The 15033-nt window shown below is 61.6% G+C and carries 15 protein-coding genes; 9 read left to right on the forward strand and 6 right to left on the reverse strand.

Annotated elements, in window-relative coordinates:
* Positions 1-71 precede the first annotated feature (71 nt).
* The 3 genes from ACE3PR_RS15945 to ACE3PR_RS15955 all read right to left on the reverse strand — a co-directional run bounded on the left by ACE3PR_RS15945 (position 72) and on the right by ACE3PR_RS15955 (position 2591).
* A complete protein-coding gene (locus tag ACE3PR_RS15945; RefSeq protein ID WP_374373882.1) occupies positions 72-452 on the reverse strand; it encodes a cupin domain-containing protein in 381 nt (126 codons plus the stop codon).
* 96 nt (positions 453-548) lie between these two features.
* A complete protein-coding gene (locus ACE3PR_RS15950) occupies positions 549-1793 on the reverse strand; it encodes a flavin monoamine oxidase family protein (RefSeq protein WP_374373884.1) in 1245 nt (414 codons plus the stop codon).
* Between the two features lie 156 nt (positions 1794-1949).
* Complete coding sequence (locus ACE3PR_RS15955) at positions 1950-2591, reverse strand: cupin domain-containing protein (RefSeq protein ID WP_374373887.1); 642 nt, start codon at positions 2589-2591, stop codon at positions 1950-1952.
* Between the two features lie 197 nt (positions 2592-2788).
* On the opposite strand from ACE3PR_RS15955, the gene ACE3PR_RS15960 reads away from it, so the two are divergent.
* From ACE3PR_RS15960 to ACE3PR_RS16000, 9 genes are all read left to right on the forward strand, one after another.
* Positions 2789-3832 carry a spermidine/putrescine ABC transporter substrate-binding protein gene (locus tag ACE3PR_RS15960; protein ID WP_374373889.1) on the forward strand — a complete coding sequence of 348 codons (1044 nt, stop codon included), beginning with the start codon at positions 2789-2791 and terminating at the stop codon, positions 3830-3832.
* A 111-nt stretch (positions 3833-3943) separates the two neighbouring features.
* Positions 3944-4792, forward strand: coding sequence for an ABC transporter permease (locus tag ACE3PR_RS15965; protein WP_374373891.1), 849 nt, complete (start codon positions 3944-3946; stop codon positions 4790-4792).
* Positions 4789-5559 (forward strand): ABC transporter permease, encoded by a 771-nt coding sequence (locus tag ACE3PR_RS15970; RefSeq protein ID WP_374373893.1) that lies wholly within the window; start codon positions 4789-4791, stop codon positions 5557-5559. Before ACE3PR_RS15965 ends, ACE3PR_RS15970 begins: the two co-directional genes overlap by 4 nt.
* Positions 5556-6617 (forward strand): ABC transporter ATP-binding protein, encoded by a 1062-nt coding sequence (locus ACE3PR_RS15975; protein ID WP_374373895.1) that lies wholly within the window; start codon positions 5556-5558, stop codon positions 6615-6617. The genes ACE3PR_RS15970 and ACE3PR_RS15975 overlap by 4 nt, the downstream gene beginning before the upstream one ends.
* Before the next feature lie 81 nt (positions 6618-6698).
* Positions 6699-7991, forward strand: coding sequence for a nucleotide disphospho-sugar-binding domain-containing protein (locus ACE3PR_RS15980; RefSeq protein ID WP_374373897.1), 1293 nt, complete (start codon positions 6699-6701; stop codon positions 7989-7991).
* Complete coding sequence (locus ACE3PR_RS15985; RefSeq protein ID WP_374373900.1) at positions 7988-8371, forward strand: cupin domain-containing protein; 384 nt, start codon at positions 7988-7990, stop codon at positions 8369-8371. Before ACE3PR_RS15980 ends, ACE3PR_RS15985 begins: the two co-directional genes overlap by 4 nt.
* Positions 8372-8384: 13 nt before the next feature.
* Positions 8385-8729 (forward strand): cupin domain-containing protein, encoded by a 345-nt coding sequence (locus tag ACE3PR_RS15990; protein WP_374373903.1) that lies wholly within the window; start codon positions 8385-8387, stop codon positions 8727-8729.
* Positions 8730-8846: 117 nt separating this feature from the next.
* The gene (locus ACE3PR_RS15995) at positions 8847-10358 is read left to right on the forward strand and encodes an aldehyde dehydrogenase (RefSeq protein WP_374373906.1); all 1512 of its coding nucleotides are present in this window, start codon (positions 8847-8849) and stop codon (positions 10356-10358) included.
* 12 nt (positions 10359-10370) lie between these two features.
* A complete protein-coding gene (locus ACE3PR_RS16000; RefSeq protein WP_374373909.1) occupies positions 10371-11711 on the forward strand; it encodes an NAD(P)/FAD-dependent oxidoreductase in 1341 nt (446 codons plus the stop codon).
* A gap of 6 nt (positions 11712-11717) precedes the next feature.
* On the opposite strand, the gene ACE3PR_RS16005 is transcribed toward ACE3PR_RS16000, so the two are convergent.
* The 3 genes from ACE3PR_RS16005 to ACE3PR_RS16015 form a co-directional block, all read right to left on the reverse strand.
* Complete coding sequence (locus tag ACE3PR_RS16005) at positions 11718-11870, reverse strand: hypothetical protein (protein ID WP_374373911.1); 153 nt, start codon at positions 11868-11870, stop codon at positions 11718-11720.
* A gap of 403 nt (positions 11871-12273) precedes the next feature.
* Positions 12274-13041, reverse strand: coding sequence for a hypothetical protein (locus ACE3PR_RS16010; protein ID WP_374373913.1), 768 nt, complete (start codon positions 13039-13041; stop codon positions 12274-12276).
* 176 nt (positions 13042-13217) lie between these two features.
* Complete coding sequence (locus ACE3PR_RS16015) at positions 13218-15005, reverse strand: acyl-CoA dehydrogenase C-terminal domain-containing protein (protein ID WP_374373916.1); 1788 nt, start codon at positions 15003-15005, stop codon at positions 13218-13220.
* Positions 15006-15033 lie beyond the last annotated feature (28 nt).

Genomic DNA, 15033 nt, shown 5'->3' on the forward strand with positions numbered 1-15033 from the left:
CGTCGGCGCGGATGGCAAAAGGGCGCGGGTTCAGGACCCGCGCCCTTGAATTCAGCCGCGAGGACCGAGGCTCAGGCGGTCTTGTCGAGATAGATGGTGTAGAACTTCCGCACGGTCTTGGGCATGTGCCAGGTGCCCTTGAAGCCCTTGGCGATGGAGAAGTGATCGCTCTTCTTGAAGATCTCGGTATTGCCCTTCTGGTCGGTGATATGCACCTCGCCCTTGAGGATGTGGCAATATTCGTCGAAGGGATAGGAGCTGAGCTTCAGCGTGCCCTTTTCGCATTCCCAGACGCCGGTCATGAACTTGCCGCTCTTGTCGGTGAAATAGTTATGGGACGATTCGACCGGGTTGCCGGCCACGACCTTGCCGAGGGTGGTGACGCCGCCCTTTTTCAAGCCTTTGCCTGCCGGGCCGTCCTGGGTCATGCGGACGAGTTTCTTCGAAGCCATGTTGCTGCTTTCCCTTGAAAGAGGTGATTGGGTCGATATGGATTTCCCGCGCCGTTGATACGGCAGCGGCGCCATTCCTGTCCAGCAGGACGCGGTTTAAACCGCGCGCAAGGCGTTCGCGATCGCGGTCACGGCATCGATGCCGCTCTGACGGGCGCCATGCGCGGTGGAGAAGGCGTCGCGCGAGGTGGCTTCGCCGGCGAAGAAGATCTTGCCGTCGATGGGCTGGGCGAGTTCCGCCCGCGCCTCGCCGCCGCCGGGGGCGAGCACCGAATAACCGCCGCCGATCCAGGGATTGGCGACCCATTGCGTGGCTTTGACGCCAGCGATCTCGCGCAGGATCTCGGGGCCGAAGACCTTGGCCAGCAGCGTTTTTGCCTCGGCGATGGCGGCTTCCTCGCCTTGCGCGAAGAGATCGCGGGCGAAATGGCCGCCGGCGAACATGGTCGCCATCGGTCGGCCATAGGGTTTTACCTGGAAGGCGGCATCGGGGGCATCCGGCCAGTTCAACATGGCGAAATGCATGCCGAGACCGGGAAAAGGATCGCGCTTGAACCAGAACGCCACTTTCTCGGCATAGCCCATCTCGATCCGGCCGATGGCATCGCGTTTCCAGGCCGGGAGCTGCGGGAAGAACTTGATGCGCTCTTCGCGCAAGGTGGTGATCGAGGAGGTGACCAGCACCGCGCGGCAGAAGATCATGCCCTTGCTGGTGCCGACCATGATCTCGTCGCCGCCCCAATCCACCGATTTCACCGGGCAGGCGAGATTGACGTCCACATCCGCATGGGTGGCGGCGATGAGCGCGCCATAGCCGTTCTCGACCGGCCAATCCTCATGGGTGTTGCGGAAGCGACCGGTATCGTAGGTCGAGGAATGCTCGGGGGCGGCCGCCACATAGCCGCAGTAATTGCGGGCGAAGAGTGCCGCCCAGGGACTCGTCCGATCGATGAAGTTGCTGGCCGCGCGGTCGTCACCGGCCTTGGCCGCTTCTTCGATGCGGTCGTAGGTGGCCTCCATAAAGGCGCTGTATTCCTCGACGATTTGATCGTTGAGCCACCATTTCCCGTCATGGATGCGGATCACGAAGGGATCGGTCCAATAGCGGAAGCCGAGCCGGTCCGCTTCCCTGGTGAAGGGGTTGATGCCGGCCGAATGCAGCCATTGGCAGCCATGGTCGAAGGGGGCCGGCAGGCTCGCCTGGTCGGTATAGGCGCGGCCGCCGATGCGGTCCATCGCCTCCACCAGCTCGACGCTGAGCCCGGCTTGGGTTGCGGCGCGGGCCGCAGAAAGACCGGCGGCGCCGGCACCGATGATGACAAGATCGCATGAGGATTGCATGGCGCGAGATTAGACTCTCTCAAAATGAGATGGAAGCCTGGAAGGCCCCTCACCCCTGCCCTCTCCCCGCAAGCGGGGCGAGGGAGTCTCCACCGAGCTTGCTCTTAAGCCCCTCGCCCCATGAAATGGGGAGAGGGGTTGGGGTGAGGGGCGGTGCTAGCCGACCACGTTGGTCCAGACCACCACCGTTTCCTCATCGGTCACGTTGGCGAAGCGGTGCGGGGTCTGGCTTTTGAAGCGGAAGGAATCGCCGGTCTTCAGGTGGAATTCGCGGGATTCGATCTCCAGCAGCATCTCGCCGCTCATGACATAGCCACCTTCCTCGCCCTTGTGGGTGTAAAGCTCCGGGCCCGAGGAACCGCCGGGGGAAATGGTGACGAGATAGATTTCAAGGGCGCCATTGGCAGCCGGTGTCAGCAATTCCTTCTGCACGCCGCTGGTGTTGAGGCTGAGCACGCGGCGGCCCTGCGCGCGCACGATGCGGCCCAGTTCCTCGACCGGCGGCAGATCGCCTTCGTGGAAGAGCTGCGACATCGGCACGTTGAAGACCTCGGAAAGCCGCCGCAGCGAGCGCATGGTGGGCGAGGTGATGCCGCGCTCGATCTGGCTGAGGGCGCCCACGGAAAGGCCGCAGCGTTCCGCCAGTTGTTCCAGCGACAGATCGTGCATCTTGCGGAGGCCGCGCAGATGCTGGCCCAGCCACAGATCCGCGATCTTGGTGGGCGGCACATCAACCTTGCCGTGCCGAGCCTTGGCCGATTTTTCCGTGGGTTTGGTCGCCTGGGTATTTCTGGGCATGCCTGCGATCGACCGACGCCTTTTGGGTGAATGCGGGACTGAGTTCAGATCATTTCAGTGAAAATAGTCAACCCATTTTTCATTTTCCCGCTTGACGGCCCGGAGGCCGACCCCCGATGCTACTGGCCTGCCGAGCCAAGGGGCGGGAAAGCTCTGCTCAAGGCAAAACAGTAGGCCAAACAGGGAGACTTCATATCATGATCCAGAAGATGCTGGGCACAGCGACCTGTGCGCTCTTGGTATCGCTCGCCGGCGCCGCCAGCGCCGAGGGCAAGATCGTCATTTCCAATTGGGACGGCTACATGCCGGCTGATCTCCTGGCGAATTTCACCAAGGAGACCGGCATCGAGGCCGAAATGACGGTTCATGCCACCAATGAAGAAATCATGGGCAAGGTCGTCGCCTCGGGCGGCAAGGGCTATGACGTGCTGTTCGTGTCGAGCCAGTTCGGCGAGGCGCTCTACAATCTCGGCCTCGCCGCCGAATTGGATCATGCCAAGATCCCCAATCTTGCCAATCTCTATCCCGAGGCCATGAAGCTCAGCTTTGACGTCGGCCTCAAATATTCGGTCCCCTATGCCTGGGGCACCACCGGCCTCTGCTATCGGAGCGACATTGTCACCACAGCGCCTACCAGCTGGAACGATTTGCTGAAGCCGGCCGACGCCTTGAAGGGCAAGACCACCATGCTGGCGACCGATCGCTGGCTGATGATGCCGGCTCTGTTGTCGTTGGGCTATTCCATCAATACGGTGGATGAAGGCGAATTGGCCAAGGCCAAGGATCTGCTGATCGAGACCAAGAAGACGCTCTTGGCCTATGACGATACCACCTTCTATACCAAGCTGGTCTCGGGCGAAGCCTCGCTGGTCGAGGCCTGGGACGGCTGGTGCAATTTTGGCATCGCCGAGAACCCGGCGATCAAATACGTGGTCCCGAAGGAAGGCAGCGACATGTGGGTTGACACCATGGTCGTGACCGCGGCTTCCGAGAACAAGGAAGCGGCCCAGGCGTTTATCAACTATGTCCTGAAGACAGAGAATCATCGTTGGGTTGCCGAGAGCTTCTTCTACAAAGTGCCGAACAAGGCCGCCATGGACGGCGTTGATCCGGCACTTGTCGCGCAGTATCCGAATATGGGCATCACGCCCGCGGAACTGTTGAAATTCGAACAGTTGCGCGATCTCGGCGACGGCCAGAAATTGTGGTCGAAGACGGTGACGGAAATCACCACCAACTGACGATGGCATCAGTTTGGCGGAACCTGCGCGCCCGTTATGGGGCCTGTGGGGACGGGGCCCGGACGCGCGGCGCGTCGGTTCCGCCATACCTGTGCTTGATTTGGGATCATCATGGTTCTTTCGCGACGCATCATCCTGACCGGTCCGGGCATTGCCTGGATCGTTCTGCTGCTGGTGATCCCCTGCCTGCTGATTCTCGCCAACAGCGTCTTTGAGCGCGGCGTTTACGGCGGCATCGATTATATCTTCACGCTCGAGAATTATCTCCGCGCCGCCGACCCGCTTTATGCCGCGGTCTTCTGGAACTCAGCCCGGGTCGCCGGCATCACCACGCTGCTTTCGCTGCTGATCGGTTATCCCGCCGCCTATTGCATCGCCCTCAGCCCCAAGCGCCGGCAGATGGCGCTCCTCATCCTGGTGATGCTGCCGCTCTGGAGCAATTACCTCATCCGCACCTATGCCTGGATGGTGATGCTCAACAATGAGGGCCTCATCAACCGGATGCTGATGGGTGCCGGCATTATCGATGCGCCGCTGCCGCTGCTCTACAACGATTTTGCCATCATCGTCGGCCTCACCTATGGCTATATGCCGTTCATGATTCTGGCGCTGTTCAGCTCGATCTCGAAACTGGGGCCGGATCTGCGCGAAGCATCCACCGATCTGGGGGGGAGCGCCTTCACCACCTTCCGCCGCATCACCTTGCCGCTGACGCTTCCCGGCATCGCGGCGGGGTCGGTCTTCGTCTTCGTGCTCTCGGTCGGCAATTTCGTGACACCCGATCTCCTGGGCGGCGGCAAGCGCACCATGCTGGGGAATCTCATCTACGATCAATTCCTCACCGCCCGCGACTGGCCCTTCGGTTCGGCCATCGCCGCCATCGTCATCTTCATCATGATGGCGCTCCTCACCGGCCAGGCGATCCTCATCAACCGGCGCGAGCGGGAGGAACAGTCATGATCCGCCGCTGGCTGGGCGCACATCTGGTCCTGGTCTATGTGTTCCTCTATGTGCCGATCCTGGTGCTGGTCGGGCTTTCCTTCAACAAGGCGGGTCTGCCCACGGTCTGGACCGGCTTCTCCTTCGAATGGTACGGAAAGCTGCTGGCCAATGAGAAGATCCTCTCGGCGGTCGGCAATTCGCTCTTCATCGCGGCGGTGGCCACAATCATCTCGACCGTAATCGGCACCCTGCTCGCCATGGGGCTGGAAGAGCGCCGGCCGCGCATCGTGACCGAGGCATTGATCTCGGCGCCGATGATCATTCCCGACATCGTCATGGCGATATCGCTCCTCAGTTTCTATTCGCTGATCAAGCTGACCCTGGGTGCGCATTCGGTGATCCTCAGCCATACGGCCTTCATGATTTCCTTCGTCTGCGTGGTCGTGCGGACTCGTTTCAAGCATTTCGACCGCTCGATCATCGAGGCCTCGATCGATCTCGGTGCCAGCGAAATCACCACCTTTCGCCGCGTCACTCTGCCGGTGATCGCCCCCGGCGTCATCGCGGCGGCCTTGCTCGGTTTCACGCTCTCCTTCGACGAATTCATCATCTCCTATTTCACCGCCGGCCCCAGCGCCTCCTCCATCACCTTTCCCATGCAGATTTATGCCATGATCCGATTCGGCGTGACGCCGGACGTCAATGCGGTGGCCACCATCGTGCTGCTCGTCTCGTTCTTTCTCATCTTCCTGTCGCAGCGCTTGAATCGTGAGGTGGCGGCATGAGCGCGCTCCTCGAAGTCGCCGGCGTTTCGAAAAGCTTCGGCCCCATCGCCGCGGTCGACAAGATCGACCTTGCCATCGGCCAGAACGAATTCTTCGCGCTGCTGGGCCCGTCGGGCTGCGGCAAGACCACTTTGCTGCGCATGATCGCGGGGTTCGAGGTGCCGGATCAGGGACGCATCATCCTGGATGGAATCGACATCACCGGCGTGAAGGCCAATCGCCGGCCGATCAATCTCATGTTCCAGTCCTATGCGCTCTTTCCGCATATGGATGTGGCGGGCAACGTCGCCTATGGCCTGGAGATGGAAGGGGTGCGCGGGGCGGAGCTGTCGCGCCGGGTCGACGAGGTGCTGGCGCTGGTGCAATTGACGGCGCTCGCAAAGCGCAAGCCCGCGCAGCTTTCCGGCGGCCAGAAGCAGCGCGTGGCCTTGGCGCGCGCGCTGGTGAAGCGGCCGAAATTGCTGCTGCTCGACGAGCCTTTGGGGGCCCTCGACAAGAAACTCCGCGAGCAGATGCAGATCGAATTGAAACGCCTGCAGCAGGAAACCGGCATCGCCTTCCTGGTCGTGACTCATGATCAGGAAGAAGCCCTCACCATGGCAGACCGCATCGCCTTGCTGCGCAGCGGCCGCATCGCGCAACTGGATGCGCCCCGCGCCCTTTACGAGCGCCCCAATTCACGCTTCGTCGCCGATTTCATCGGCCAGATGAATTTCCTCGACGGCATGCGCCAGGCCGATGGTTTCGCCGTGCCGAATCTTGGCACCTTCGATGCCCTCAACCTCGCCGAGATCGAGCTCGGCGCCAGCGCAAGTCTGGCCGTACGGCCGGAACGGGTGCAGCTTTATCTCCAGGAACAGCCGGGTGTCTTCGCGGCCGAGATCGATGGTCTTGCCTATCTCGGCCAGGATCTCATCCTGCATCTGAAGTTGGCCGGGCGCGCCGCGCCGCTGATCGCCCGCGTGCCGGCCGCCAATCCGCAGAGCGCCGATTTCGCCCAAGGCCTGCGAGTCTGGTGCGACTGGCCGGCGGCGCATAGTTTGATACTGTCGGCTTGACGCCGACGGGTTTGATACTGTCGGCGTGATGCCGAAGGTTTGACACTGTCCGAATAGAATTCGCGTGTGAGGGAGAGAGATATGGGGAAGACGATCGTCCTGTTTCCGGAGGCAGCCTTTGGCCCGGCCTTGAATTGCGTGGGCATCGCGCAGCGCCTGAAGAGCATGGGCCACAACCCGGTCTTCGTCTGCGACAAAGGTTTCAAGGGTGTCTTCGAAAAATACGGCTTCGAGGAAAACCTGGTCGACATGTCGGGTGGCATGTCGGATGAGGAGATCGCCAAATTCTGGGCGAATTTCATCGCCGAGAAGCAGCCGCATTTCCGCCTCTCGCCGATCGACCAATTGCCCACCTATGTGATCCCGGTCTGGGAAGCGATCGTCGATTCCGCCATCATCGCGGAAGAAGGCCTGCAGGCGCATTTGAAGCGCATCAAGCCGGATCTGGTGGCGGTCGATAACGTGATCCTGTTCCCGGCGATCAAGAAGGCGGGCTGTCCCTGGGTGCGCATCATTTCCTGTTCCGAAAATGAGATCCCGGACCCCGACATTCCGCCGCATCTCTCCGGTTGCCACGAGAACGACAAGGCCGGTTTCAAGGCCTTCGAGGACCGCTTCCTCGATCTGGTGAAGCCCACCCATGCGCGCTTCAACGAATTCCTGGCGAGTCAGGGCCATGCGCCCTATCCGCTGGGCGAATTCTTCGAGGCCTCGCCCACCATGAATCTGCTGCTCTATCCGAAGCCGCTCGCCTTCAAGCGCCGGACTCCTTTGGATCCGAAGCGCTTCCAATATCTCGAGGGCTGTGTGCGTGATGAGGGCAGCTATACCGTGCCGACTTTCGCGCTCCATAACGACAAGCCGCTCATTTATGTCTCCTATGGTTCGCTGGGCGCGGCCGATGTCGATCTCTACAAAAACCTGATCAAGGCCTTTGCGAAACTCCCCTACCGCTTCCTGATGAATGTCGGCGATTACATCGGCGAGTACAAAGATGTTCCCGGCAACGTGCATCTGGAAAGCTGGTATCCGCAGCCGGCGGTCATTCCGCATGTGGACCTCTTCATCCATCACGGCGGCAATAACAGTTTCAACGAGGCGCTCTATTTCGGGAAGCCCGCGATCATCATGCCGTTCTGCTGGGACGGCCTCGACAACGCGGCGCGCATCCACGATACCGGCTATGGCGAGCAATTGCCGCGCTATACCTGGACCGAGGAACAACTCTCCGCCACGATCGACCGGTTGCTCAAGGACAAGGCGATGAAGCAGCGCTTGAACGAGGTGGCCAAGCACATGCAGGCCGCCAAGGGCACCGAGAAGGCCGCCAATATTTTGGCCGAGATCGCCAATACCGGGACGTTCAAACCGTGAGCAACAAATCGAAACTCGATTCATCGGCGCCGCATATCTACAACGCCGAGACCTTCGACGATCTTGCCGATTGGGGCGAACAGCCGGATTGCCTGGAAGGACCGTCGCGTTCTTCCGGCCGGCTGCTGTTCAAGCGGCCGGATACCAGCGTCGGCGGCAATTCGCCGGAGACCGGCCTCTGGGTGGTGACGCCCGGGAAATGGCCACTCTCGATCCCGCGCGACGAGTTCTGTCACTTTATCGGCGGGCGTGCGACTTATGTGCGCGACGACGGCGAGGTGATCGAAGTTCGTCCCGGCACCTGCGTTCATTTTCCCGCCGGCTGGACCGGCATCTGCACGGTCCACGAGACCCTGCGGAACGTCTATATGCTGCGATAGGAGTAAACGAGCCGTGACCACACCCGTCATCTACAACCCGAAATCCGTCACCGAGGTCAAGGATTGGGGCCCGATCCCCACCATGATCGAAGGCCAGTCCATGACCTCGGGCGTGCTGCTCTCGAAAGGTCCTAATGGCGAGAACGAGACCGGCATCTGGATCTGCACGCCGGGCTTCTGGAACTGCCACGTGACCCGCGACGAGTTCTGCCATTTCATGCTGGGGCGCTGCACCTACACCCATGAAAGCGGCGAGGTAATCGAGATCTATCCCGACACGATCGCCTTCTTTCCGCAGGATTGGAAAGGCACCTGCCGTGTGCACGAGACCGTGCGCAAGGTCTATATGATTCGTTGATACTTCTTCTTGTCATCCCCCGCGAAGGCGGGGGATCCACGAGTTGTCTTCAGTTGCCCACAAACTCGTGGATGGCCCGCCTGCGCGGGCCATGACAGTATTGCAGAGAGTCCCGCCATGCCCGCCTTCGATCCATCCGCCGGCCAGATCTTCGTCGCCAATGATTACGTGGCGGCGAAAAATGCGCCGTTGACCGAGGTAAAGAACCCGGCCGATCTTTCCGTCGTCGGGCGCATCGCGCAATGTGCGCCGGCGGCTTTGGACGAGGTGCTGAAGAAAGCTGTCGTCGCGCAGAAGGCTTGGGCGGCGCTGGACGGGAAATCGCGTGCCGGGGCGCTCCATCGCCTCGCCGATGCGATGGAAGCGGCAACGGCCGGCCCGGCCGCCGAATTGATGACGCGCGAGATGGGCAAGCCCTTTACCGAATCGGCGGGCGAGTTGATGAACGTCGCCCCGATTTTCCGTTATTTCGCGGAACTGGCGCGCGAGGATGGCGGCTTCGTCGCGGCCCCCACCTCGCCTGGATCGCTGCAATACGCGCGCTGGTACCCTTATGGTGTCACCGGCCATATCGTTCCCTATAATTTTCCGATCATCCTGATGGCCTTCACGGTGGCGGCCTCGCTTGCTGCCGGAAATGCCGTGGTGATCAAGCCGGCCCCGGCGACCTCGCTCTCGACGCTGGCCTTCATGGAAAATTTCAAGGTGCTGCCCGCGGGGCTGGTCGCCTGCGTCACCGGCGGCATTGATACCGCCCAGGCCCTCATTGCCGACGCGCGCATCGGGGCCGTCGCCTTTACCGGCTCGGTGGAAGCGGGCCGCGAGGTGGCTGCGGCCTGCGGGCGATTGCTCAAGCCCTGCGTCATCGAGGCCGGCGGGTCCGATCCGATGATCGTGATGGACTCGACCGATCCAGATATCGCGGCGGCGGCGGCAGTGACCGGCGCCTTCCATCTCTCCGGCCAAATCTGCACCTCGACCGAGCGCATCTTCGTCCATGAGAAGGTGCATGATGCCTTCGTCGCATCGATGATCGCCAAGACCAGGGCGCTGAGGATCGGCAACGGCTTGAAGAATGTCGAGATCGGGCCGCTGGTCTCGGAAGCTGCGCGCGCGAAGGTGATGCGCCTCGTTGATCAGGCGGTAGTGCAGGGCGCGAAGATCGCCTGCGGCGGCCGCGTGCCGCCCGACCACAATACCGGCTGGTTCTATGAACCGACCATCCTCACCGATGTGATGCCCGAGATGGATCTGATGCAAGCCGAGATGTTCGGGCCAGTCGCGCCGATCATCCGCATCCGCGATTTCGAGGAGGCGATCGCGCTTGCCAACCAATCCAAATTCGGCCTGGGTGCCGCCATCTTCACGGCGAAACTGGACGAGGCCATGGCGGCCATCGACCGGCTTGAAGCGGGCATGGTCTGGGTCAACAATGTGCTGGGCGACAACGATGCCTTGCCCTTTGGCGGCTGGAAGCTCTCGGGCCTGGGCCGAGCTCTGTCACGTCTCGGCCTCAATGCCTTTCGCCAGTCGAAGATGGTGATGATGGATCCCAAGGCGGAATTGCAATCCTGGTGGTATCCCTATGACGCGGCGTTTTATCAGGAACGCGGTGGGCGCTGGGAGTGAACGGGTAAGATCATGAAACACCTCTATCATCCGACCGCACTCGATCCCGCGATACCGGTGCCAAGCTGGTGGCGCGAGACCAAGACCGATGTGCCGAGCTATCCGGCGCTGGAAGGCGATATCGAAACGGAGGTTGCCATCATCGGTGGCGGCTACACCGGCCTCTCCGCCGCCTATCATCTGGCCAGGGATCACGGCATCCGCGCCATCGTGCTGGAACGCGCCTATCCGGGCTGGGGTGGGTCGGGCCGCAATGGCGGCTTCTGCTGCATGGGCTCGTCGAAGATGCCCTGGAGCAAGATGATCGCGAAATTCGGCCTCGAAGAAGCGCAGAGCTTCTGGCGCAGCCAGAAGGATTCCGTGGAATTGGTGGCCGAGATCGCCGAGCGCGAAAATCTCGACATCGACAAGACCGGCACCGGCGAAATCTCGCTCGCCCACAAGCCGAGCCTGGTCGAGGGGTTGAAGGAAGAGGCCGCATTCATGGCTAGGACTTTCGGTGCCGCCGAGAAATTCATGTCGAAAGAAGATCTGATGGCGCAGGGGATGAACTCGCCGGGCCTCTATGCCGGCGTCGCCAATCCGGTGGGCTTCGGCCTCAATCCCTGGAAATATGTGACCGGCCTTGCGAGCGCTACCGAGAAGGCCGGGGCGCGCATCTTCGCCAATGCCGAGGTGATTCACTGGGCGCGCGAGGGCGCGAAACATGTGCTCACCACCCAGCGCGGCCGCGTGCGCGCCGACAAGGTGCTGATCGCGACGGCTGGCTATACGGGTGAGGATCTGCATCCCGATTACGCGGGGCGCATCCTGCCCGCCCTCTCATCGATCGTGGTGACGCGGCCGCTCACCGAAGCCGAACGCCAGGAACAGGGCTGGACCAGCACCATTCCGGTCTATGACATCCGCTATCTGCTGCATTATTTCCGCCTGCTGCCCGATGGGCGCATGATGTTCGGCGGCCGCGGCGGCCTTTCCGCCGAACCCGGCAAGCTGCGCGCGCAGCAGGACAATATCGAGGCGGCTTTCCGGGCCTATTATCCGGCATGGCGCCAGGTCGAGATCACCCATCGCTGGTCCGGCCTGCTCTGTCTCGCGCAGGATCTGGTGCCACATGTGGGCGCCTGGGACGATCATCCGGGCATCTATTTCGCCATGTGCTATCACGGCAATGGTGTTGCCATGGGCACCTGGTCGGGGCGCGCCGCCGCGCGCGTGATGATGGGCAGCCAGGACGATCAGCGGCCGAACTTCATCCGGCGCGTGCCGCCGAAATTCCCGCTGCCCTTCCTGCGGCCGCTCTACTTGCGCGGCGCCTATATCGGTTATGGGATCAAGGACGGGCTGAACTAGCGCGTTCTATTGATCGTTGGCGGGGCGCGGCATCCGCCGCGGTGCCTGCAGGGCCTTGAGGCCGCAGCGCACTTGCACCAGCGGCCGGCCGAACCAGCCACGGATGCTGATCAGGACCGGCAAAGCGAAAATGTCGTCGCGCTTGGCGGTGACGTTCATGCTTTCACCTGCGAATCGGGAATCAGTTTCATTGGCTGGGAGGGATACAGGATCGTCTTGTCCCGAAGATGGCATGCTGATGACGTTTTGATGTCGTGGGAAACGGAAAGAGGGGGAAAGGGAAAGAAAAGAGGGCGCCGACGGGCAGTTAAGGGGGGCGGATGGCCCGCCGGCGGGGTGCTGGAACAGGATCGTTGCGACCCGTCATTCCGTTGCACCCGATTGCTTTTCAAGTAGCAAAGTTCAATCGCAAACTTAGGGAAACTCCCGATGGGAGGGAGGGAAGCCCATCCATCGACACTATTGATATAGGCGTTCCCGATCCCCTTTGCAGTGACCGGGGTCACAATGCCCCGATCTTTCCACAATTCGCGCAACACGCTGATAAAGCGCGATTTTCCCGTCAGTTGATGTCGTCGAGGCGGGCCTGGAGATCGGCCTTGGCATCGGTCAGGGTGAAAACCAGGTCGTAATGCCCCAACTCGGAGGGGTCCCAGGCGGCGACGCTGACCGGCCCGGTACGCCAGGTGTGGACCGGCATGGTGAAGGATATGCCAGGTGCTACCTCGACCTTGTCCTTGACGACCTTGGGGTTGCCGAGGCGCTGGTTCAGATTGGCGAGCAGCTTGTAGCCGTCCTTGGTCTTTACCGGGCTCAACCGCGCCGAGACCAGGGCATAGCCGCCGCCAGCGGCGCCGAGATCGTTGCCGCCATAGAGGGCGTCGCTGAAGCCGGTATCGTCGAAACCGTCATTCGAGGCGTCGGACACCTCCATGAAGTCGAAACGGATGCGGGCCTTGACGCCGTCGACATCGATTTCGACCGGGCGCCACCAGGAGAGATTGGCAGGATCGGGCGCCACCACGCGGCAGCTTTTGACGCCGACCTTTTCATAGCGCGCCTCGTTATCGGCCACATAGCCCACCATGCGCTGGCGCAAATCCGGATCGTCGCCGCATTTCACCGTGGCACCCTTGGGCAAGCCGTCGAAGGGCAACGGCATCGCGGTGAATTCCTCAAGCGAAATGCCGAGCGGATAGCCGAGCGCAAGATTGCCGGCATCAATGCTGTCGGCGGCGGCGCTGCCGGCCATGGAAATTTGGGCCGCAAAGATCACTGCGGAAGCGGCGCAAAGCGCCGTCCGTCGGGTCGTTTCCCAACGCGTCATCATGTGTCGTCCCCGTAATGCAGTCGCAGGAGCCTTTCGACTCGGTGCAACTCCTGGGGATCAGAATGCGCTTAGAATGCGACAGTTCCGTTGTGAGAAGAATCTCGCAGCCTGTGAGATTGCTGTGATGTGACGTAAAGACCGTCACATAACCGTCAGAAAAGACGATCGAAACAAGATCAGAATGAGTCCGCCGGCATGGCCATCAGCGAATCGGAGCCGGCCATGAGGATGGTGAAGAGCGAATTGGTCTCCGGAAGAATGCGCGCGAAATAGAAGCGCGCGGTCTGGAGCTTCGCCGCATAGAAGCCGTCCGGGTCCTGATCCTTGTTGGCAAGCGCCACCTCGACCATGCGGCACCACATATAACCCAAGGCCACCAGCGCGAAGAGGCGCTGGTAATCGGTGGCGGCCGCTCCCGCTTCGTTGGGATTGGCAAGGCCCGCTTGCGCGATCCAGGCGGTGGCCTGCTGCAATTTCGCAAAACCCTTGGCGAGGGGGAGGACGAATTCCGCCATCTCCGGGTTCTCGCTCGCGGTCTCGATGTAGTCGCTCACCGGATGGAAGAAGCGGCGGGCGAGGCGGCCCATTCCTGTGGGCAATTTGCGCCCGACGAGGTCCAGGGCCTGGATGCCGTTGGTGCCTTCATAGATCTGGGTGATGCGCGCATCGCGCACCAATTGTTCCATGCCCCATTCGCGGATATAGCCGTGGCCGCCATAGACCTGCACGCCGAGATTGGCGGCGTTGAAGCCGTGATCGGTGAGGAAGGCTTTGACGATCGGCGTCATCAGCGCCACCAGATCGTCGGCTTCCTGCCGCTTCTCGATCTCGGGATGATGCAGCGAGACGTCGAGGTTGTAGCCGATCCAGTAGGAGAGCGCGCGGCAGCCCTCGGTGATGCTGCGCATGGTGAGCAGCATGCGCCGCACGTCCGGATGCACGATGATGGGGTCGGCCGGCTTTTCCGGGAATTTGGCGCCGGTCAATGCGCGCATCTGCAAGCGGTCGCGCGCATAGGTGACGGCGCCCTGATAGGCGGCTTCCGCAATGCCGAGGCCCTGCATGCCGACGGCAAGGCGCGCCGTGTTCATCATGGTGAACATCGCCGACATGCCCTTGTGCGGGCGACCCACCAGCCAGGCTTGCGCACCGTCGAAATTCATGACGCAGGTCGAGGAGGCCTTGATCCCCATCTTCTTCTCGATCGAACCGCAAACCACGGGATTGCGCGCACCCGGCTTGCCGTCCGCATCGGGCAGGAATTTCGGGCAGACGAAGAGCGAGATGCCGCGAATGCCGGCGGGCGCATAAGGGAGGCGCGCCAGCACCAGATGCACGATGTTCTCGGTGAGATCGTGCTCGCCGGCCGAGATGAAGATCTTGGTGCCGTAGAGTTTGTAGGAGCCGTCGGGATTCGCTTCCGCCCGCGTCTTGCAGAGGCCAAGATCGGTGCCGCAATGGGGCTCCGTGAGGCACATCGTGCCGGTCCAGGTCCCGTCGACGAGCTTGGGAAGATAGAGCGCCTTCTGTTCGTCGCTGCCATGGGCATGGATGGCGTTGTAATTGCCGTTGGAAAGACCGGGATACATGCCGAAGGAGAGATTGGCCGAGCAGATCATTTCTTCGACTGCGAAATTGACCAGCTTGGGCAAGCCCTGGCCGCCATATTCCGGGTCGCAGGGCAGGCCGGTCCAGCCGCCTTCGATGAAGGTCTTATAGGCTTCCTTGAAGCCCTTGGGCGTCGTCACCGCGCCGTTCTCGAAATGACAGCCTTCCTCGTCGCCGGAATGATTGAGGGGTTGCAGGACCTCTTCGCAGAACTTCGCCGCCTCTTCCAGAATGGCGTCGATCACATCCGGCGTCGCATCGGCGAAATCGGGAACTTGCTGCGGCAGGTTCTCGGCGCGCAGAACCTCGGTCAGGATGAATTTGATCTCGCGCAAGGGCGCTTTATAGGCGGGCATATGTGTCTCCGATGTCGGGCAATCGATC

This window comes from Dongia sp. (assembly GCF_041909655.1).
Taxonomy (GTDB): Bacteria; Pseudomonadota; Alphaproteobacteria; order Dongiales; family Dongiaceae; genus Dongia.

Excerpts from the sequence above, each read along its gene's own strand:
- ACE3PR_RS15970 (WP_374373893.1), top strand. The coding sequence starts at position 4,789 with ATGATCCGCCGCTGGCTGGGCGCACATCTGGTCCTGGTCTATGTGTTC.
- ACE3PR_RS15960 (WP_374373889.1), top strand. The coding sequence starts at position 2,789 with ATGATCCAGAAGATGCTGGGCACAGCGACCTGTGCGCTCTTGGTATCG.
- ACE3PR_RS15980 (WP_374373897.1), top strand. The coding sequence starts at position 6,699 with ATGGGGAAGACGATCGTCCTGTTTCCGGAGGCAGCCTTTGGCCCGGCC.
- ACE3PR_RS16015 (WP_374373916.1), bottom strand. The coding sequence starts at position 15,005 with ATGCCCGCCTATAAAGCGCCCTTGCGCGAGATCAAATTCATCCTGACC.
- ACE3PR_RS16010 (WP_374373913.1), bottom strand. The coding sequence starts at position 13,041 with ATGATGACGCGTTGGGAAACGACCCGACGGACGGCGCTTTGCGCCGCT.
- ACE3PR_RS16005 (WP_374373911.1), bottom strand. The coding sequence starts at position 11,870 with ATGAACGTCACCGCCAAGCGCGACGACATTTTCGCTTTGCCGGTCCTG.
- ACE3PR_RS15975 (WP_374373895.1), top strand. The coding sequence starts at position 5,556 with ATGAGCGCGCTCCTCGAAGTCGCCGGCGTTTCGAAAAGCTTCGGCCCC.
- ACE3PR_RS15950 (WP_374373884.1), bottom strand. The coding sequence starts at position 1,793 with ATGCAATCCTCATGCGATCTTGTCATCATCGGTGCCGGCGCCGCCGGT.
- ACE3PR_RS15995 (WP_374373906.1), top strand. The coding sequence starts at position 8,847 with ATGCCCGCCTTCGATCCATCCGCCGGCCAGATCTTCGTCGCCAATGAT.
- ACE3PR_RS16000 (WP_374373909.1), top strand. The coding sequence starts at position 10,371 with ATGAAACACCTCTATCATCCGACCGCACTCGATCCCGCGATACCGGTG.
- ACE3PR_RS15965 (WP_374373891.1), top strand. The coding sequence starts at position 3,944 with ATGGTTCTTTCGCGACGCATCATCCTGACCGGTCCGGGCATTGCCTGG.
- ACE3PR_RS15955 (WP_374373887.1), bottom strand. The coding sequence starts at position 2,591 with ATGCCCAGAAATACCCAGGCGACCAAACCCACGGAAAAATCGGCCAAG.
- ACE3PR_RS15945 (WP_374373882.1), bottom strand. The coding sequence starts at position 452 with ATGGCTTCGAAGAAACTCGTCCGCATGACCCAGGACGGCCCGGCAGGC.